16 protein-coding genes are annotated in these 18,912 nt (G+C 66.9%); 4 read left to right on the top strand and 12 right to left on the bottom strand.

Features of this window, described 5'->3' with window-relative positions:
* Window positions 1–156: 156 nt before the first annotated feature.
* Complete coding sequence (locus ASG64_RS05700; protein ID WP_056070826.1) at window positions 157–2,124, bottom strand: alpha/beta hydrolase fold domain-containing protein; 1,968 nt, start codon at window positions 2,122–2,124, stop codon at window positions 157–159.
* Window positions 2,124–4,355 (bottom strand): glycoside hydrolase family 3 C-terminal domain-containing protein, encoded by a 2,232-nt coding sequence (locus ASG64_RS05695; protein WP_056070824.1) that lies wholly within the window; start codon window positions 4,353–4,355, stop codon window positions 2,124–2,126. The genes ASG64_RS05700 and ASG64_RS05695 overlap by 1 nt, the downstream gene beginning before the upstream one ends.
* Window positions 4,356–4,468: 113 nt before the next feature.
* On the opposite strand from ASG64_RS05695, the gene ASG64_RS05690 reads away from it, so the two are divergent.
* On the top strand, window positions 4,469–5,479 hold the full coding sequence (locus ASG64_RS05690) for a LacI family DNA-binding transcriptional regulator (RefSeq protein ID WP_042574365.1): 1,011 nt from the start codon (window positions 4,469–4,471) through the stop codon (window positions 5,477–5,479).
* Window positions 5,480–5,487: 8 nt separating this feature from the next.
* On the opposite strand, the gene ASG64_RS05685 is transcribed toward ASG64_RS05690, so the two are convergent.
* The 3 genes from ASG64_RS05685 to fdxA form a co-directional block, all read right to left on the bottom strand.
* On the bottom strand, window positions 5,488–5,919 hold the full coding sequence (locus tag ASG64_RS05685; RefSeq protein WP_235579496.1) for a molybdenum cofactor biosynthesis protein MoaE: 432 nt from the start codon (window positions 5,917–5,919) through the stop codon (window positions 5,488–5,490).
* A 146-nt stretch (window positions 5,920–6,065) separates the two neighbouring features.
* Window positions 6,066–7,247 (bottom strand): molybdopterin molybdotransferase MoeA, encoded by a 1,182-nt coding sequence (locus ASG64_RS05680; RefSeq protein ID WP_162245360.1) that lies wholly within the window; start codon window positions 7,245–7,247, stop codon window positions 6,066–6,068.
* Between the two features lie 26 nt (window positions 7,248–7,273).
* Entirely contained in the window at window positions 7,274–7,600 is a 327-nt protein-coding gene (gene fdxA, locus ASG64_RS05675) for a ferredoxin (RefSeq protein WP_056070820.1), read from the bottom strand.
* 281 nt (window positions 7,601–7,881) lie between these two features.
* Here fdxA and ASG64_RS05670 point away from each other — a divergent pair, with 281 nt between their 5' ends.
* Window positions 7,882–10,125 (top strand): molybdopterin-dependent oxidoreductase, encoded by a 2,244-nt coding sequence (locus ASG64_RS05670; RefSeq protein WP_056070816.1) that lies wholly within the window; start codon window positions 7,882–7,884, stop codon window positions 10,123–10,125.
* Between the two features lie 125 nt (window positions 10,126–10,250).
* Window positions 10,251–10,463 carry a TOBE domain-containing protein gene (locus tag ASG64_RS05665; RefSeq protein ID WP_056070812.1) on the top strand — a complete coding sequence of 71 codons (213 nt, stop codon included), beginning with the start codon at window positions 10,251–10,253 and terminating at the stop codon, window positions 10,461–10,463.
* 28 nt (window positions 10,464–10,491) lie between these two features.
* Here ASG64_RS05665 and ASG64_RS05660 read toward each other — a convergent pair whose 3' ends face one another.
* Genes ASG64_RS05660 through ASG64_RS05650 form a run of 3 tightly spaced genes read right to left on the bottom strand, consistent with a single transcriptional unit; the run spans window position 10,492 to window position 13,109 of the window.
* Window positions 10,492–10,749 carry a MoaD/ThiS family protein gene (locus tag ASG64_RS05660; protein WP_235579495.1) on the bottom strand — a complete coding sequence of 86 codons (258 nt, stop codon included), beginning with the start codon at window positions 10,747–10,749 and terminating at the stop codon, window positions 10,492–10,494.
* Window positions 10,742–11,830 (bottom strand): GTP 3',8-cyclase MoaA, encoded by a 1,089-nt coding sequence (gene moaA, locus ASG64_RS05655; protein ID WP_056070809.1) that lies wholly within the window; start codon window positions 11,828–11,830, stop codon window positions 10,742–10,744. The genes ASG64_RS05660 and moaA overlap by 8 nt, the downstream gene beginning before the upstream one ends.
* Before the next feature lie 28 nt (window positions 11,831–11,858).
* Complete coding sequence (locus ASG64_RS05650) at window positions 11,859–13,109, bottom strand: MCE family protein (RefSeq protein WP_056070806.1); 1,251 nt, start codon at window positions 13,107–13,109, stop codon at window positions 11,859–11,861.
* A 597-nt stretch (window positions 13,110–13,706) separates the two neighbouring features.
* On the opposite strand from ASG64_RS05650, the gene ASG64_RS05640 reads away from it, so the two are divergent.
* A complete protein-coding gene (locus ASG64_RS05640) occupies window positions 13,707–14,525 on the top strand; it encodes an alpha/beta fold hydrolase (RefSeq protein ID WP_082518096.1) in 819 nt (272 codons plus the stop codon).
* A 77-nt stretch (window positions 14,526–14,602) separates the two neighbouring features.
* Here ASG64_RS05640 and aztD read toward each other — a convergent pair whose 3' ends face one another.
* The 4 genes from aztD to aztB form a co-directional block, all read right to left on the bottom strand.
* The gene (gene aztD / locus ASG64_RS05635) at window positions 14,603–15,814 is read right to left on the bottom strand and encodes a zinc metallochaperone AztD (RefSeq protein ID WP_156388257.1); all 1,212 of its coding nucleotides are present in this window, start codon (window positions 15,812–15,814) and stop codon (window positions 14,603–14,605) included.
* Between the two features lie 32 nt (window positions 15,815–15,846).
* Window positions 15,847–16,665: a zinc ABC transporter substrate-binding protein AztC gene (gene aztC, locus ASG64_RS05630; RefSeq protein WP_327212888.1), complete on the bottom strand. Its 819-nt coding sequence runs from the start codon at window positions 16,663–16,665 to the stop codon at window positions 15,847–15,849.
* Between the two features lie 110 nt (window positions 16,666–16,775).
* On the bottom strand, window positions 16,776–17,987 hold the full coding sequence (locus ASG64_RS05625) for a hypothetical protein (protein WP_056070795.1): 1,212 nt from the start codon (window positions 17,985–17,987) through the stop codon (window positions 16,776–16,778).
* 54 nt (window positions 17,988–18,041) lie between these two features.
* The gene (gene aztB / locus ASG64_RS05620; RefSeq protein WP_235579493.1) at window positions 18,042–18,908 is read right to left on the bottom strand and encodes a zinc ABC transporter permease AztB; all 867 of its coding nucleotides are present in this window, start codon (window positions 18,906–18,908) and stop codon (window positions 18,042–18,044) included.
* Window positions 18,909–18,912 lie beyond the last annotated feature (4 nt).

Below are 18,912 nucleotides of genomic sequence, written 5' to 3'. Positions count from 1 at the left end.
GCGAGACCGCCCGGCAGCAATCAGCACCACTGCACATTGTGTAAACAGACCGTCAGAGCTGGTGTAGGCCGGTAGAGCCAGCGGCAGGGCTCCACGCCGAGGTGCTCCGATCCGAGCTCCTCCGGGGGTCGGCAGCGGCCCTTGCCCTGCCGACGCTCAATCCCGCAGGTCGCTGTAGCCGCCCACCAACCACTCTCGGAGACGCTTCACGGCTCGGATCCCGTCGGGTGTGCCGGGCCGGTCGAGCGGCGCGTGTTCGGATTCGCCGAACACGTCGTGCTGAACGGGTACACCGTTCTCCCGCAGGCGCGCCGCGAACGGTTCGCTGGCGCGCCGCAGGCTGTCCAGCCCGCAGCTCATGACGTAGGTCGGCGGAAGTCCACGCACGTCTGCCAGCCCCGGTGACACGTAGGGAGAGTCGATCGGCGTCGAACCGGCCCAGTGCCGCACCATGGCCTCGACCCACGCGTCATCGATGATGTCGTGGGCCGCCATCGCCTCGGCCATGTCGGGAGTGGGCGGCGGAAGATGCGCCTGCAGAACTGGATACCCCAAGTACAGGGATGCGGGGAGAGGTTCTCCGGCGTCTCGCAGTCGCAGGGTCGCGCCGGCGACGAGGCAGGCGCCCGCGCTGCCCCCGCCGAGGTGCAGTGCGGTGGGGTCGACACCGATCTCGTCAGCGTGAGCGACCGCCCATCTCCATGCGGTGAGCACGTCGTCCTGCGGCGCGGGGTAGCTCACGCCGCCTAGGCACATGCGGTAGTCGACGGACAGGACGGGGATACCGGAGGCAGCGAGTTCGATGGCGGGCCAGTGCGCTTCCTCCTGATCGAGGCCGCCCACCAGGAAGGCGCCGCCGTGGACCCAGACGAACGCCGCGGTCGCCTCGGGCCCACCCGCGGGCGGAAGGTAGAGGCGCGCGCGTAACCGACCGCCGGTGTCGGCGACGAGGTCCCTCGTACGCACGGTCTTCAGGTGCGGTTCGCTCGCGAGGAGCCTGTTCTTCCATCTTTTCCCGTTCGGCATGCCGCCCGCCGCGTCGAGTAGACGGACCAGATCGGGGACCGGTGGCAGATCGCCGGTGATGGAGCCGGTCATGCTGTCCAACAACCGCTCTCGAATCGGTCCCGGGAGATGGGTGATCACGCGCACCACGTGACCGAGAGCGGCGTAACGGCGCCTGCCGGGGGGTGTGTCGGCGACGGCCGTGGCTGCTCCTGTGCTGTCGGATGGTGCGGGCAAGTGTGTCGATACGAAAGCGAGCAGGTGGCGTCTATGACGCCGTTGTTCGGGTGACGGCAGAGCGGTGAATCCGTGTAGTGCGCCGGGGTATTCGACCAGATCGACGTCGACGCCGTCGGAACGCATGGCGCGGGTGACCGCGCGCGAGTCGTCGAGCAGGAGGTCTCGCGTACCGACCGAGATCATGGTGGGTGGGAACGTCCTGAACGATCCGTGGATCGGGGACACTGCCGGGTCGTGGAGATCGCGTTCGCCGGCGAACCACGCTGCCTCGCGGACGAGTTCGGATCGGGTGAGCATGTCTCGGCCACTGTTGCCGACGATGCTGGCACCGCTCATGGTCAGGTCGGCCCAGGGAAAGGCCACGGCCAGACCGGCCGGCATAACCACACCGCGGTTCCTGGCCCGTTGCAGCATCAGCAGTGCCAGTCCACCGCCTGCGGATTCGCCTACGACGATCACGTTCCGCGCCCCGACGGATACCACGAGGTCCTCGTAGACGGACAGGGCGTCGTCCACCGCTGCAGGACAGGGGTGTTCGGGTGCGAGCCGATAGTCGACACTCACCACGTCCAGACCGCCGCGAGCGGCGAGGAATCCGACGGTGAGGCCTTGCCGGGCGTCCCCGAGTACGTAGGCACCTCCGTGCAGGTACAGCACGACACCGCTCTGCGCTGCGCCGGAGGACAGGCGTACGACGGGTACTCCTCCGCGATGCTCCGAGGTGACGTTCACACCCCGCGGGGCTCTCAGGAGACCCGTGATCCTGTCGATACTGCGTCTCTCCGCGTCGAGGTCGACGGGCCTGCCCTCTCGCCGTCGTGCGCGCATCCCGGCCAGCGATCCCGCAGTGCGCATCACGACGCTCGCTCTGTCGGTCATCATGCCTCCGTCTCGGTGCGTGTCATCATCTCGTCGAGTACCGGGGCCGGTAGGACGTCGCCGAGCATGTCGACGATCTTCTGCATCGGCATGGAGCCGACCATGCGGAGCAGTTCGGGTGTGATCTCGGGGAGTCCACGATCGGGTGGCACCTGTGCAAGCAACTCGAGCAACTCGGGTCCGATCTGCGGGTGCGTCGTCCAGGTCTCGACAGTGGACTGCAGAGTCAGTGCTGCCGCGGTGTGGTCGCCGGTGAGAGTGACGACCTGATCTGTCAGCACCGTCGCAGCGTCCCGGCACACCTGGACGGTGTAGTCACCGGGCGCCACTACCCAGCCGTGGCGACGAATGTCCCAGTACGCGAACGCTCGTCGCGACAACGAGAACTCGACTCGGTGACTCTCGCCCGGTTCGAGGCGAATCTTCGTGAAGGACCGGAGCTCACGTACGGGACGGCGAACGGGGCCGGCGGTGGTGGAGACATAGATCTGCACGACCTCGGAACCGGCCAGCCGGCCGGTGTTGCGGACCGTCACCGTCACCGTGGCACTGTCGTCGCCGACCGCTGTGACAGTCAGGTCGTCGACCCCGAAGGTGGTGTAGGACAGCCCGTGTCCGAACGGGTGTCGAGCAGGGCGCTCCGCAGTTTCGTGCCAGCGATATCCGACCATGACACCCTCGCCGTAGCGGACATGCCCCTGTTCTCCGGGGAAGTTGGTGTAGGAGGGAGTGTCCGACAGGCGTACCGGGATGGTCTCCGCCAGTCGGCCCGACGGGTTCGCGACGCCGAACAGCAGGTCGGCTACCGCACCACCGGCGGCCTCGCCGGCCAACGACACGTCCAGGACGGCGTGAACGTCGTCGTGCCATTCCTCCATGGTCACCACTCCGCCGTGCGCGAGTACGACGACGGTGCGAGGTGCGGCGGCCGCCACCGCGGTGATCAGCGCAGATTGCTGCTCGGGCAGGAGCGTCGTCGAGCGATCGAACCCTTCGGATTCGGCGGTGTCGGGTAGTCCGGCAAAGATCACCGCGACCTCTGCTGCGCTCGCGGTAGCCACGGCCTCCGCGCGGAGTGCGGTGGCCGCCTCGGTCGACGGGGCGTCGTCGAGAGTGAATCCCGGTGCGAAGGTGACGTCGCAGTCGCGCATCGAGGCGAGTTCGCACAGACAGGCGAGTGGCTCGTCGACATCGACAGCTGCCACGCGTGAGCTTCCGCTGCCCTGGAAGCGGGGAGTCCGGGCGAATTCGCCGATCACCGCGATCCTGGTGCCTTGGTGCAGTGGGAGAGTGCCATCGTTGGTCAGGAGTACCGCGCATTCTGAGGCGAGAGTTCTGGCCAGCGCATGATGAGCTGCGAAGTCGACGTCGCGGTCGTCCATCTCCGCGGCGCCGCGACCGAGTTCGAGCACACGCGCGGCGGCCCTGTCGACGACGGTCTCGTCGAGCGACCCGTCGGCCAGCGCATCGAGTATCAGGCGTGCACTTCTGCCGCCGGTTCCGGGCATCTGGAGGTCGAGACCCGCCCGGACCGATGCGACGGGATCGGCGACCGCTCCCCAGTCGGAGACCACCGCACCCCGAAATCCCCACTCGCCCCTGAGGACGTCCGTCAGCAGCCAGGTGTTCGCCGATGCGGGTGTGCCGTTGATCCTGTTGTAGGCGGCCATGACGGTGGCAGGAGCGGACTCGGTGACCACCCGCTCGAAGGCCGGGAGATAGATCTCGCGCAACGTCCTCTCGTCGACGTCGGCACTGATCTGCATGCGGTCCGTCTCCTGATTGTTGGCCGCGAAGTGCTTGACCGACGCCCCAACTCCCTCCGCTTGCTGACCCTCTACGTGGGCTGCGCCGAGGACGCCGGACAGCAGGGGATCCTCGGAGTAGTACTCGAAGTTCCGCCCGCACAGCGGTGATCGCTTGATGTTCACCCCCGGCCCCAGAACGATGCCGACGCCCTGCGCGCGCGCCTCGATCGCGATCGCCGCACCGATCGCGCGCGCGACGGCGGGATCCCAGCTCGCACCCACGGCTGCGGCCAGAGGGAAGCAGGTCGCGGGCGTGCCCGATTCATCGGAACGTCGTTGCAACCGGACTCCGTGCGGACCGTCGGTCATCGTCACGGACGTGATGCCGAGTCTCTCGACCGAGTGGGTGGACCAGAAGTCTCGACCGCTGAGTAGGTGCGCCTTCTCCTCCGCCGTCATCTCGGATACGACGGGATGGGTCATGGGTCGACTCCAGACGTTCGGGGTGTGGTTACCCGTGTCAGTAACGCGTGTTACCGCATGTCAGAGTAGAGACGGACTTACAGCCGCGCAAGGCCGGATGACAGGATGAGCTCATGGACGATGCGGTGAGCGCCGGGCGCGGGCGGCGTGCGACGAGCGCCGACGTCGCGCGGGAGGCCGGTGTCTCGCGGACGACGGTGAGCTTCGTGTTGAACGACGCTCCGCACAAGGTGCTCCCCGAGGAGACGCGTCGCCGTGTGCTCGACGCAGCGGCACGGTTGTCGTACGCGCCGTTCGCGGAGGCACGCGCTCTGAGCCGGGGGCGCAGCGACGTGGTGTTGATGATCCTTCCTCCGGCACTTCCCTTGTCCTCGGACGTCGGGGAACTGGTGGAGCATCTGTCGCACGACTTCGGCCGTACCGGACTGACCTTGATGACTGTGCCGTCCACCGATCTTCCGGGCGGCTCGGCCTGGACGGCGGTGACACCCGCGGCGGTCATTGCGTGGACGCTCGATGGCACGGACGCGGATCGTCTGCGGCGCAATGGTGTCGGGGTGACGGCCTCGCTGACCGGGCCCGACGCCATCGGTCGGTGGGTCACCGGACCTCGCGAGGATCGAATCGCCCGCCTGCAGGTCGATCGGCTGCGTCGAGCCGGCCATCGAACGCTCGGTTACGCGGTGCCCGACGACGACCGTTTGTCCCCAGCTGCGACGCTCCGTCTGCGCGCGCTGGAACGTGTCTGCGCCGAAAAGGGACTGACCGCCCCGGTCGCCGTGCGTGTTCCGCTCGATCGAGGTCTCGCCGGCGACGCTGTCTCGACGTGGCGGGAGGGGCCGGCTCCGGTCACCGCCGTCTGCGCGCACGATGCGTTGACCGCGCTCGCCGTTCTCGCCGGAGCGCGCGACGCCGGCCTCGAGGTGCCGAGAGACCTGGCCGTCATCGGCGTGAACGATTCTTCCGCAGCGGCTCTCGCGTTCCCCGCCCTAACTATGGTGACCCTGGACGTGGCGGCGAGTGCCGGCTTCGTCGTCGACGTGGTCACCGCGTTGCTGGATGGCCGCGAGGTTCCCGAGGTGGGTCCCGACGTCGCGGGAGTGGTCGAGCGCGACTCCGTGTGAGCGCCACGTCAGAGACCCACCCATTCGCTGGTGCCGGCGGCGAACTGCTGGCGCTTCCAGATGGGCACCTCCGTCTTGATCCGGTCGACCAAGGCCTGCAACGCTGCGAACGCCTCGGCGCGGTGAGGGGACGCGACCGCGGCAACGAGAGCAGTGTCGCCGATCGTCAGGTCGCCGACGCGATGGACGGCCGCTGCCGGCAGGCCGGACGACGCGGCCGCGTCCTCGCAGCAGCGACGGAGGAACTTCACGGCGTCGGGGTGGGCTCGGTATTCGAGTGCGGATACCGACTCGTCGTGGTCGTGGTCGCGCACGACTCCCCAGAACACCAGCACGGCACCATGTTCCGGACCGGCCACGGCGTCGGAGACCCCCGCGGGATCGATCGGGTCGCTCGAGATCCGGGCGAGAACCGTTGGCCTCAGGTGCCTGTCGCTCACGCCGGATGCTGAATCAGTTCTGTGCGTAGCGGCAGAGGTGTGTCGATACGGCGGGCAGTCCGTCTTCTGCGATCCGCTGGTTGTGCTGCTCTCGAGCATGAACGATTCCTTCCACTCGTGGTGGTGATCCGACGCGGGCGCCCCGGTCAGAGCACAATCGCCGTGACCGTCTCTCCGGCGTCGAGCGAAGGAACTTCGCCGTCCAGCTCCACGAGACAGCGCGCCTCCCGCACCGCCCCGAGTCCGTGTCGTCCCGAACCGGTGAGCAGGGCGAGCGACCCGTCAGGGCGTTCGGCGGCGAGATCCAGCGTGTGTCGGCCAGGCCTCCTGGCCATCGGGTGGGCCAGCGGCATCCGCACGGTGGGACGGTTGTCCGGCACCAGACCCATGGCGCGCCGGAGAATCGGCCGCGCGAAGATCTCGAACGAGGCGTAGGCCGCGAGGGGGTTGCCCGGAAACGTCAGCAGGGTCGTACCGAAGGCGGTCCCGGCACCCTGCGGTCGCCCGGGCGACATCGACACGCCGGCGAAGAGTACGCCGTGGGGCGTGAGCGTCTGCTTGACCACCTCGTGATCCCCCACGCTGACTCCGCCCGAGGTGATGACGACGTCCGCCCGTGCTCCGAGGTCTTCGAGGTGTGCGCTGAGCCGGTCCACCGAATCCGGCACGGCGACACACGCGACGAGTTCGGCCCCGCAGTCTTCGACTGCGGCAGACAGGAGTGCCGAGTTCGCATCGTGGATCGAACCGTGCCGCAGGGGAGTGGAGGCGTCGACGATCTCGGCTCCGGTCGACACCACGGCGACACGGATTCGGCGATGCACGAGAACCTGCCCCACGCCGGACGCTGCCAGTAGTCCGATCCGCAACGGTGTCAGGACCGTCCCCGCACCGAAGAGCCGCTCGGGAGGCATGACGTCCTCGCCGGTCCGCCGCACGTGCGCGCCGAGCGTGCTGGGACGACGAAACGCCACCTGCAGGCCGTCGTACCGAGCGTCCTCCACCGGCACCACCGCATCGGCCCCGGCAGGAAGCGGGGCGCCGGTCATGATGCGCGCCACCGTTCCCGCGCGCAGCTCTTCCGGTATCGGGTGACCTGCGGGTATCAGGTGGGACACCGGGAGCCGGACCAGCGCGTCCGATCCGGCGGCGGCCACGTCCTGGGCATGCACCGCATATCCGTCGACAGCGGAGTTGTCGAACGGCGGAAGCGGGATCGACGCGTTCACCTCCTCGGCAAGGACGAGTCCCGTTGCCGCCGCCAGCGGCGTCAGCACTGTCGGCGTGCGCGAGATCAGGCCGGCGATGATCCTTCGATGCTGCTCCACCGTCCGAAGGCTCGGTGCCGACGGCATCACGGCGAAGGTGAGCCGACGACGACAGCGGACACGAGGTCCGTGTCCACGCCGGTGGCACCGAATTTTGCTGCGCCGCCCGGTGATCCGATGATGTCGAAGAAGTCCACGTTGGTCGAGACGTACGCGGACCACTGCGCAGGAACGTCCTCCTCGTAGAAGATTGCCTCCACCGGACACACAGGTTCACACGCTCCGCAGTCGACGCATTCGTCCGGATGGATGTACAGCATGCGGTCACCCTGATACATGCAGTCGACCGGACACTCCTCGATGCAGGCCCTGTCCAGAACGTCGACGCACGGCTCTGCCACCACGTAAGTCATGAAAATCCCCTTCTATGTACGCCTCCATAATACAGAGATTCCAAAGCAGCACAACGTATCTCGAAGCAGCAGTCGCCGGAATGCGTGATGTGTGCGTGTGCACAGCATTTCCGACGTGAACGTGTACTCACACCTCTTGTCGTCGCCACTCGGTCCCAGCAACACTCGCAATCAGGGCCAGGTGACGCCGCTCGAGGCGATTCCGGCCGGGAAGACCCACCCCCGGCGATCACGCACGGCGACGATCCGTGCTTCATCACAGACAACGACTGGAGACGACCGTGACGGACGAGAACGGCCCCGGCTGGCAGAAGACCGCATGCATTCTGTGCGAGAACAACTGCGGTATCACTGTCTCCATGGAGGGCCGGAGTATCGCCAAGATACGTGGCGACAAAGAGCACCCCAAGTCGCTGGGGTACACGTGCAACAAAGCACTTCGACTGGACCATTACCAGAACGGCGGGTCTCGACTGGACACCCCCATGCGACGTGAGACCGACGGCACCTACAGCCCGGTCGACTGGGACACGGCGATCAGCGAGATCGCACACCGTCTGCGGGCCGTGCGCGACGAACACGGCGGCGAGAGCATCTTCTTCTGCGGGGGTGGAGGACAGGGAAACCATCTGGGTGGCGCGTACGCCGGTGCCATGATGCGCGGACTCGGCGCGAGGTACAGATCGAACGCCATCGCTCAGGAGAAGACCGGTGAAGCCTGGGTGGACGCGCACCTCACCGGTGGGCACACGGTGGGCGACTTCGACCGTGCGCAGGTGAGCGTCTTTCTCGGAAAGAATCCGTGGCAGTCTCACGGTGTCGCTCGGGCGCGCACCGTGTTGCAGGAGATCGGCAAGGACCCGAACAGGTCGATGATCGTTCTGGACCCGGTACGCACGGACACAGCGGAGCGCGCCGACCTCCATCTCCAGGTCAAGCCAGGAACCGATGCCTGGTGCCTCGCTGCCGTTCTCGCCGTCATCATCGACGACGGAATGATGGACCACGCCTTCCTCCGTGAGCACACGGCCGGTGTCGAGCAGATCGTGGCCGCTGTCCGCGGACTCGACGTCTCGGCGTACGCACGGACGTGTGGGGTGGACGAGTCGTCGATCAGACGAGCGGCGCATCTCATCGGGACAGCGGAGAGCGTCTCGATGTATGAGGATCTCGGAGTGCAGCAGAGCCCCAACAGCACCTTGGTGTCCTACCTCGAGAAGCTCATCTGGCTGATCACCGGAAATTTCGCAAAAAGTGGTGCCATGCACAATCACTCGTGGATGGCGCCGGTGGTGAACTACTCGCTGGACGTGAAGCACACACCGGTCCACGGCACTCCGATGTTCGGCGGGCTGGTTCCGGGAAACGCCATCGCGGAGGAGGTGTCGAACGATCACCCCGCAAGATTCCGGGCGATGGTGATCGAGTCGTCCAACCCGGCGCATTCGATGGCCGACTCGGCGAGTTTCCGGCAAGCCATGGAGGACCTCGAGTTCAGCCTCGTGATCGATGTCGCCATGACGGAGACCGCACGGTGCGCAGATTACGTGCTGCCCGCGTCCAGCCAGTTCGAGAAGTGGGAGGCAACCTTCTTCAGTCTGGAGTTCCCACGCAACAGTTTTCAGCTCCGGGCGCCGATTCTGGACCCGCTGCCGGGCGCCTTGCCCGAACCCGAGATCTACGCACGACTGATCGACGCTCTCGGGCTGATCGAACCGTGGTGGCTCGCGCTGCTGCGCGGAGCGCTGAAGCTCGGTCACAAGGTGTACGGCGCCGTTTTTCTCGCGCTGCTAAGACTGGACAAGAGGTCCGTCCCGGTCGCGGCATACCTGCTCTACGCGACACTGGGGCCCACGCTCCCGAACGGCGCGACATCGGCCTCGGTCATGTGGGCGTTGTCCCAGAAAGTCTTCCACGAACATCCCGACTCGGTCCGCGCAGCAGGCCATCGCAACGCCGAGGCGCTGTTCACCGCGATCCTGGAGACCAGATCAGGCGTCGAGATCACCGTGGACGATCTCGACGGTGGAGCGTGGAACTATGTTCCCGCTGCGAACCGACCGATACAGCTGGCCATCACACCCCTGCTGGAGTCGTTGACGGCGTTGACGGGCAAGAACCCGTCCCATGTCAGCGACGAATTCCCGTTCGTTCTCTCCGCCGGCGAGCGACGCGCGTTCACCGCGAACACAATCTTCCGTGATGACACGTGGCGCAAGCGGGGCGGAAACGGCGCCTTGCGCATCTGCCCCTTCGATGCCGAGAAGCTCGGTCTCTCCGAAGGTTCCACTGTTCGGATCACGACTGCCAAGGGTTCAGCGATGGCACATGTGGAGATCACGGACACCATGCAGCCCGGCCACATCGCCCTGCCGAACGGGTTCGGACTCGACCTTCCCGGTTCGGCCCGCGTGGGTGTGGCACCCAACGAGTTGACCGATGCTGCCCGCCGCGACGAGTACTCGGCCACCCCCTGGCACAAGAACGTGCCCGCACGCGTGGACGCGATGCACACTCCGGAGTAACTGCGCCGGCGCAGTGAACACGGGCACGCGGCATCGACACTGCGCCACGTGTTGCGATCCTGCGCCGTTGGTAGTAACCCGTTTCTCGAATTCGTCACAACGTCGTTCTCACAGGAGGATTCATCATGCGACTGTCCACTCGCAACCAGCTCGTCGGCACCATCACCGAGGTCACTCTCGGTAGCGTGATGGCGACCGTGAAGGTACGTCTCGACGGCGGCGACCAGACCGTCACGTCCTCGATCACACGAGAGGCGGCCGAAGACCTCGGCCTCGAAGTCGGTCAGAACGCAACCGCGTTCGTCAAGTCCACCGAGGTGACGATCGGCGTCGAGTGAGCCGGTCAGCAGTCTCGGGTCGACACAGCTAGCCGCCGGCGAAGGGCGGCAGGACGTCGATCCGGGAACCTACGGGGTAGGCATCGTCGCGGACCATCTCGTCGCCGATGAGGAACACCGCCACGTCCAGCACACGATCCAGTTTGTGCCCGTGGCGTCCACGCAGCGCCGACTTCACGTCCGCCACGGTCGCGCCGACCCTCAGATCGTACGACTCCTGCGTGGTGCCCGCGGCGTCCGCGGCCCCTGCGAAGTACCGCACGCTCACAGTCACGGATTCAGCCACCGATGGCGCCCATCGAGCGTTCCGGTGGCACGAAGTCTTCTCGCTCCATCCCGTGCCCGGCCCACTTGTTCCACATCGCTCCGCGCCAGAAGTCGGCGATGTCCTCGTCGGTCGCACCCCCGCGCAACGCCACGCGCAGATCGGTCTCGGAGTCGCTGAACAGGCACGACCGCACGGTCCCTTCCGCCGTCAACCGCGTCCGATCGCAGTCGGCGCAGAACGAGCGGGTGACCGAGGCGATGACTCCCACCGTGGCCGGGCCGCCGTTCACGGACCACTCCTCGGCCGGTGCCGACGGGTCGGTGCGTCCGATCTCCTCCAGGGTGAACCGACCCCCGAGCACATCCAACAGTTCTGCCGCCGACACCATCGTCGAACGAGCCCACTCCCGGTCCGCGTCGAGCGGCATCTGCTCGATGAACCGCAGATCGACACCCCGGTCCAGGCACCACTGCACCAGGTCCCGGGCGCCGTGCAGAGTCTCGCGCATGAGGACGGCGTTGATCTTGACCGGCGTCAGACCGGCCGCCAGGGCCCCGTCGATACCGGCGAGCACGGCGGGCAGACGGTCCCGCCGCGTCAACGACGCGAAGTGTTTGCGGTCGACCGTGTCGAGGGAGACGTTGACCCGCGTCAGACCCGCCGCGCGCAGACGCTCCGCGCGGCGCTCGAGGCCGATCCCGTTGGTGGTCATCGATAATTCGACACCGGGCGCGTGCTCAGCAGTCAGGGCGATGATGTCCACGATGTCCTTGCGGACCAGCGGTTCGCCGCCGGTGAAGCGCACCTCCCGCACACCGAGAAGACGATCGGCGATGCCGACGAGGCGGGCGATCTCCTCCGCCGCGAGCAGTTGTTCGAACTCCAGGTTCGGCAGCCCCTCGGCCGGCATGCAGTAGGTGCATCGCAGCGAGCACTTCTCGGTGACCGAGATGCGGAGGTCCCGCGCGATGCGACCGAAACTGTCCAGCAGGTGCGGAACGTCCGGACGGCCGACCATCATGTGCTGCGGACGCGGTAGGGCGGACGGCGCGCGTGCGACACCGGGCAGGCTGGGAATTCCCATGCTCACCGCCGTCATCCGATCACCTCTCGTCGAGTCGCGGGCATCATCGCACCGTGACACCGAGGAGTGTGGCCAGCTGATTCGCAATCGGATTGAGGTCGAGTGCGCCGGGGTCCACCTTGGGCTTGTCGTCCCAGGGCTGCGGAACGGCGGGATCCATGTAGGGCGCACTGCCGGCACCTCTGACGCCCGTCACGGATCCTCGCGGTGCTGTGCACCCGACCGACAGATCGATCGGGAAGTCCCGGGTCGTCTCGTCGAAGTCGGGATCGGCAGCGCGTTCTCGCTCGAGGGTTCTCTGGGTGGCTTCGTATCCCACGGTGCACGGCGGGGGGTTGTTCGTCTCCACGACGAGGCCGAAGTGGGTGGTTCCGTCACCGGGGCTCTGAGCTCGGGCCCCCATGGCCGTCCGGGGGAGAACCTGCAGCAGCGGTCGAAGGGCCCATGCCCGTGGGCTGACCGCGGCGGTCACCGAGGCGACGTCGCTCGCGATCGATGTGATGCTCGCTCCTGCACTGGTGATCAGTGCACCGGTTTCATAGGATGCGTCGATTCCGCTGTCGACTATTCGACGTAGGTCGCCGTCGCTCGCGCGGAGCTGCGCGGTGATGTCATCGAGCCCCGAGCTGAAATCGAGTATTGCGGAGGATTGTTCGGATTGCGTGTCGAGCACGACACTCGCATCCCGTACGAGATCAAGTGTCTCGGGTAGGGCGTCGAGCTGCGCCGCACTGAGCGAGTCCAGTGATGTGACGAGTGTCGCGAGGTCACCTCCCATACCGTCGAACCCGTCGCCCAGTTCGGTTACGACGGTTCGCAGTTCATCGACCGGAATGCTGCGCGCGAGGCCGTCGACGTTGGACAGCACGCTCTCCACTGGAGTCGGGATGGTCGTCATCGATCGTTCGATGATCGAGCCGTCCTCGAGATAAGGGCCCTCGTCGGTATCGGGCCGCAGGTCCACGTACTGCTCACCGATGGCGGAGCGTGCGGCTACCACCGCGGAGGTCGACGCGGAAATCGGATCGGACGAGTCGTCGATCAACAATTCGACGTCGACGCCCGCGTCGACAAGTGTCAGCGATCCGACGCGACCGACGGGAATGCCGCGCGACGTCACCTCCGCGTTGGTGAAGATGCCGCCGGAGTCGCTGAGCTGCACTGTGACCGAATACTGGCCGATCCCCAGGAGGGACTCCATGCGGACATATGATCCGCCGGCCACGGCGAGAGCGGTCGCGGCTACTGCGAGGGCGGCGAGTCTGACGTAGGTGCTGCGTCCGACGGCGGTCATGCAGCGGTCGCGCGGTCAGCCGCAGGAGGGCAGTCCGTCACCGTGTGAGGATGTGCAGTGCCGTGTAACGCTGTCATAGCGCATGTATATCAATGTTATGCCCTTCTCGCAACGCATCCCGAGCGTCGACGGCGCGGGTAGGCCACCCGGACAGCGAGTTCGCCCGAGCCGTGGCTGCGCTCCCCGTTTCGAGGCCGACGGGGGAGATGCTCTGACGACGACATCGTGCAGTTGCCGTCCGACGCCTCGAGTGGTGGAGAGCGACATGCCGTTCGCCGGATCGACCAGAAGCGGTTCGTCACTGGACTCGAGTGGCGCGGGTTCCGGTCCGTCGGGGCCGGCCAGGGGAAGGTGCCGCGGGGCGCCGACCGTCGGTACGAACTACCGCTCCGCCCCGGTCGCCGCGTCGAGCAGCCTCAGACTGTCGGGTTCGCGCACTGCGGCGACAGCGATGCCGGACGCTCTGAGTCCGCCCTATGACGTCACCCGTGAGGGTCGTCGCCGTCGCGTAAGCCCACCTACACGGCTCGGTTGTCGGGTGTCCTGACTCCGGGGACAGATACTGGCCACAGTCCACATCGACGACGTCCGTCTCGGATGGATACTTGTCACGTGACCGACATCGATGCCTCTGGCTTGCCCCGCTACAGCAGGACGGGCCGGGGGGCTCCCATGCTCCTGATTCACGGGATCGGGCATCGACATCAGATGTGGGATCCGGTGATACCGATACTGGCAGAACACTTCGACACCGTCTCGATCGATCTCCCGGGCTTCGGAGAGAGCGATCCCCTCGGCGACGGTGACGTACCGACGCCGGCACGGCTGGCGGATCGGGTGGAGCTGGTGATGGACGAACTGGGCTGGAGCAGTGCGCACCTCGTCGGTAATTCTCTCGGTGGATGGCTCTCGCTGGTGCTGGCGCGCCGTGGTCGGGCGACGTCGGTGTGTGCACTCATGCCCGCCGGTCTGTGGCGGTCGACGGGTGGCACAGCGCGTGTGCGGCGGCAAGTGCTGTTCTCGTTGTGGACGAACGGTTCTCGACTTCCGGGTGCGGGGTTCCTCCTGCGTCGCTCGCTGCTGCGGACCATCGGCTTGTTCGGTTTGTTCGGCCGTCCGTGGCGCATTCCGCCCGCCGTGGCGGCAGACGATGCACGGAATCTCGCCACCTGCGACTTCGATCGCACGATGGCGGCACTCGAAGGCACCCGATTCGGCGGCGGCGCAGACGTCGATGTCCCGATCACGGTGGTCTTCGGGGGCAGAGACCCGCTGATCCGGGCAGCGGAGACCGACCTGGGTGAGCTGCCGTCGCTCGTTGCCGTCGTCGCGCACAAGCACTTGGGTCACGTTCCGACATGGGACGATCCGGAGCTCGTCGCGGATCTGATCACGGGCTCGACGACGACTTCCTGAGCACGCATGATCGCCCCGCGACGACTGTCGCGGGTGCGGAGCACGCACTCCGCACCCGCGACAGTCGATCGAAAGAATCAGTCGGTGACGGCCACGAACTCGTTCGGGGTGATGTCGAGTGTGCTGCTGACGGTGACGTCACCGGTGGTCAGGTCGACGGCGTGAATGCCGTCGGTGTCCGGTTCGGTGACGTAGGCGGTGTCGCCGGTGATGGAGATTCCGGGGTGCGCATCCTGGTATTCGGTGGGGCCTTCCCACTCACCGATGACGGGGTAGGAGGCGGTGAACTCGCGCGTCGTCGGGTCGAAGACGTGAACCGCGCCGTCGGTGCCGATGATGTATGCCTTGTCGTCGGGACCACGGGACACCCCGCGCCAGGTGTACTCGGCACCCTCTGGCATCTGGACCACCTCGAGTGTCTTGGTGGCGGTGTCGATGACGGTGACCGCGTGCAGCAGTGAGCCTTCCGCGTCGGCGTCGTCCTTGTAGTCGCCGACGATCAGGGGGCTGGTCTCGCTGACGTACGCGTTTCCCACGCGCCCGTAGGGTTGATCCGGCGCGTCGAGCTTGGTGATCTCACCCTTGTCGTAGACCAGAGCGCCGTTCTCGCAGCCGAAGACGACGACCTCGTTCTGTGCCGTTCCCTCACCGTGCACGCCGGGGCACTGGTCGTTGCGGGCGATGACGGCGCCGGAGGTGTCACGCACCTCGATACCGGTGCGTCCGTTGGCGTTTCCGACGGTGGTGAGGAACGTGCCGTCCTCGAGGACGATCGATACTCCGTGGTGCGCCTCGACGCCGGGGATGCTCTCCACCTCGGGGAGCCCGTCGGTCGATTCAAGTGCGGCCGTGTCGAAAATGGTTGTATCACTGGTCCCGTCGGCGTACAGAACGGTCTTGCCGCCGTGGCGGACGACGTGGCCGGCCTTCTGCGCCTCGAACACAGTGTCGGTGAGCACGGGTTCGTCCGTAGTTCCGGCGGCGGTGTCGAGTACCTGGAAGCCCTGACTCGTGGTCACCATGACGTTGCGACCGTCTCCGGCGAGGTTGAGCCGCGTGTAGTCCTCCGAGTCGAAGTCTGCGACGGTCTCGAGGGTGGCCGCGTCCAGCACCCGCAGGCCGCCTTCGTAGGAGACCGCGACACGGGGCCCGGCCTCTCGCGCTACCGACGTGGTCGTAGAGGTGGAGTCGGCGGCAGTGGTAGTTCCAGAGGAGCAGGCCGCGAGGGTAGCGACTGCTCCCAGAGCGAGCACCGTGGTGCCTGCTCGCCGGACGTGACTGATGCGCATGTGATGTCCTTTTCTGTGGGGAACGGAACTGATCAGGAAGAGAGGCCCGTGGCGATGCGCTCGGTGTTGACGCGCATCATCGTGAGGTAGTCGGGAGCGCCGCCGTCGGCGCCGGAGAGGGACTCCGTGAACAGCGGGACGACGTCGACACGGATGTCGGCCTCGCTGGCGAGTGCCTGGACGAGGCGGTCCGGCGACGACGACTCCGCGAAGATGGTGCGGACTCCGGTGGTGTTCACGGCGTCGACGAGGTCGGACAGGTCCGACGCCGACGGTGCGGCGAGGGTGGTGCCGCCGGGAATGACAGCGCCGACGACCTCGAAGTCGAAGCGATCGGCGAGGTAACCGAATACGTGGTGATTGGTGACGAGCGCACGCCGTTCGTCCGGGATCGCGGCGAAAGCGGCGGACATCTCCGCGTCCAGAGTGTCCAACTTCGTGCGATAGACGCCGGCGCGCTCGGCGATCGCGGTCGGATCCACGCCGTCGAGTCCGGCAAGCACCGGCTCGAGGGCATCGACGACGGCGATCATGCGCGCAGGATCGGTCCAGAAATGCGAGTCGGGGCTGCCGGCCGCGTCCCCCTCGCGGTAGTCGAGGACGTCGATGGAATCCCCGGCGACGAACATCGGGACGTTCTCCGCGGCTGCCGCGTCGAGATGCTGCTGCAGACCCTCCTCCAGGCCGAGTCCGTTCGAGACGACGAGGTCCGCCGAGCGCAGTCGAGCGCCCTCCTGTGCGGAGATCTCGAACGAGTGCGGGTCGGCGTCGGGCTTCATCAGGGTCACGACGTCCACCTCGTCGCCGACGAGTTCCACGACGACATCGCCCAGGATGTTCGTCGAGACCATCACGGACGGACGGTCGTCTCCTACCACCGAACACGCAGTGACCGAGAGGAATACGCCGATCGTCACCACCGCCGCGGCGAGGGATGATCCTGTCCGATGTCCTCTCATGCTCAGCGTCCCGTCTCGGCGGTGAAGGCCGGTTCGGTCGCCGTCTCGAATGTGCGTGAGATGCGGGCGTCGTCGGCATAGTCGATCTCGTACACACGACGTTCGTCGGGCGCGCTGAGATAAGCGCGCTGCTGATCGGCGACCAGGGTCGGTGCCTTCCCTGAGGCCAGGGATGCGGCTACGAGCGGACCCGTCTCGGCGACCACGGAACCGTCGCTTCCGTCCAACACGAGGACGCGACCGTCGGTCGCGAGAGCCAGGACGTTCTCGTCGCTGTCGTCGACCGCCGACACGTGCACCAACGGTGTGGGGGTGGGCAGGAGCGTCCACGACTTCTCGCGGGTGTCGAGCAACCAGATGCCCTGGTCACCGGCAAGGCCTGCGACAGTAGGACGACCCTCGCGGTTGTCGAATGCTGTTGCGGGAGGGGCGGTCGCTTCGGCGGGGTACGGGATCCTCTCCACCGTGAGCTCGTTTCCGGTGGCTGACGCGAGCAGTGCGCCGTCGGAGCAGCCGACAACGGCGCCGACCCGGGTGGTGATGGTGCCGGCGGCATCGGGGCAAGGCTCGACGAGGCCGGTGCGCTGACCGTCGGCGGTATAGCCGACGACCGTCCGTGACGCGCCGACGCCCTCGGTGACGAGTGCGAACGTTCCGACGGGCACGACCATGCCGACGCCGGGTGGGTTCTGCAGGCGGAAGGACTCGGCGATATCGCCTTTCGACAGTGCCTCGGTGTCGAGAAGCACGGCGTCGCCGGAGTCGGGGAAATACAGCCCGGTTCCTCCCGAGGTCGACAGGTTCGACGTGGCGACGGTCGGCTCACCGTCACCCTCGACAGTGCCGAGGAGTCGGGGTTCGGCGCGGTAATAGTGGAAGTGGTCCACGTGGTCCCAGGTCCAGACGCCGCTGTCCACGATCTCGATGCCGGCGTTCGTCGTGGCGAACAGGTAGCGGCCGTCGGTGGTCATCGCCGCGGGTGCGCCGATGGTGCCGAGATCGGACACCGAGTCGTCCAGAAGATCGAGGTGTGAGACGGCCCCGGTGGGGTCGATGGTGGTGAGCCCCAAGCGAGGCTCGGCGAGTTCCGCCGCGTCGGCGACGGCCCCGTGGCCTTCACCGGACGCCTCGTCGACGGGAAGCGGCGCCGCCTGCTCGGTGGAGCACGCGATCGAGCCGACGACGAGGACGCCGAGTGCGAGGGCTGCGGTCATGATTCGTTGTCGCACAGTGTCCTTACGGGTAAGTGGTGGGTGATCGGGCAGTTGTCAGGCGGGGAGAGCTGCCACCGCGCCGCGGCGTCCGAGCGATGTGACGGCAGATCTCGAGGCCACCGACAGGCCTGATATCGCGATCGCGGTGGCGGCGACGGAGGCGCCGGCGGCCGTGGCTGCGTGCCAGGACACCAGAAGCCCCCCGAACACCGACAGCACCCCCAGAAGTGCGGCCAATACCATCCGGGTCGGGATGCGGGTGGTCCATTGCCCGGCCGCGACGGCAGGGGCGAGAAGAAGTCCGACGACCAGAAGCGAGCCGACGGCCTGATACGAGGCGACGACCGCCAATGTCACCAGAGCGACGAGGCCGGCCTGGGCCGAGCGGGGACCGAGACCCAGAACGGCGGCGATCCGCGGGTCCAACGCGAGCGCCACCAACGGCCGATGAAAGGCGACTGCGACTGCGAGACCGATCACGGCCGCTACTGCCAGGAGAACGAGGTCGACGGCGGTGATGGCGAGAATGTCGCCGAACAGGATCGACGTGGCGTCGGTCGCGAAGCTCCCCGAGTGGGAGATGATGATGACCCCCAGCGCGAGCATCGAGACGAACAACATGCCGATGCTCGTGTCGTAGGACAACTTCCCCCGCCGCTGAAGTGCGGTGATTCCGAGACTCATCGCCACCGCGCTCACCGCTCCGCCCACCAGTACCGGTGCTCCCAAGACCGTGGCCAGAGCAACGCCGGGCAGCATCCCGTGCGCGAGCGCCTCGCCCAGGAATGCCATGCCGCGGATGACGACCCAGGTGCCGACGACTCCGCACAGCACCGCCACCAGTGCGCCGCCGAACATGGCCCGCTGTACGAAGCCGAGCGTGAACGGCTCGAACAGGGTGCTGGTGGCCTCGACTATCACCCAC

Origin of the sequence: Rhodococcus sp. Leaf247, assembly GCF_001426185.1 — a bacterium.
Taxonomy (GTDB): Bacteria; Actinomycetota; Actinomycetes; order Mycobacteriales; family Mycobacteriaceae; genus Rhodococcoides.
The sequence above is the reverse complement of the archived record's forward strand: the minus strand, read 5'-3'. Positions and strand labels throughout refer to the sequence as shown.

Bases quoted from the DNA above. Each gene is read 5' to 3' on its own strand.
- ASG64_RS05650 (WP_056070806.1), bottom strand. From the start codon at position 13,109: ATGACCGCCGTCGGACGCAGCACCTACGTCAGACTCGCCGCCCTCGCA.
- fdxA (WP_056070820.1), bottom strand. From the start codon at position 7,600: ATGACTTACGTGGTGGCAGAGCCGTGCGTCGACGTTCTGGACAGGGCC.
- ASG64_RS05695 (WP_056070824.1), bottom strand. From the start codon at position 4,355: ATGACCCATCCCGTCGTATCCGAGATGACGGCGGAGGAGAAGGCGCAC.
- aztD (WP_156388257.1), bottom strand. From the start codon at position 15,814: ATGCGCATCAGTCACGTCCGGCGAGCAGGCACCACGGTGCTCGCTCTG.
- aztC (WP_327212888.1), bottom strand. From the start codon at position 16,665: ATGGTCTCGACGAACATCCTGGGCGATGTCGTCGTGGAACTCGTCGGC.
- ASG64_RS05625 (WP_056070795.1), bottom strand. From the start codon at position 17,987: ATGACCGCAGCCCTCGCACTCGGCGTCCTCGTCGTCGGCTCGATCGCG.
- moaA (WP_056070809.1), bottom strand. From the start codon at position 11,830: ATGACGGCGGTGAGCATGGGAATTCCCAGCCTGCCCGGTGTCGCACGC.
- ASG64_RS05640 (WP_082518096.1), top strand. From the start codon at position 13,707: ATGGATACTTGTCACGTGACCGACATCGATGCCTCTGGCTTGCCCCGC.
- ASG64_RS05700 (WP_056070826.1), bottom strand. From the start codon at position 2,124: ATGACCGACAGAGCGAGCGTCGTGATGCGCACTGCGGGATCGCTGGCC.
- ASG64_RS05665 (WP_056070812.1), top strand. From the start codon at position 10,251: ATGCGACTGTCCACTCGCAACCAGCTCGTCGGCACCATCACCGAGGTC.
- ASG64_RS05690 (WP_042574365.1), top strand. From the start codon at position 4,469: ATGGACGATGCGGTGAGCGCCGGGCGCGGGCGGCGTGCGACGAGCGCC.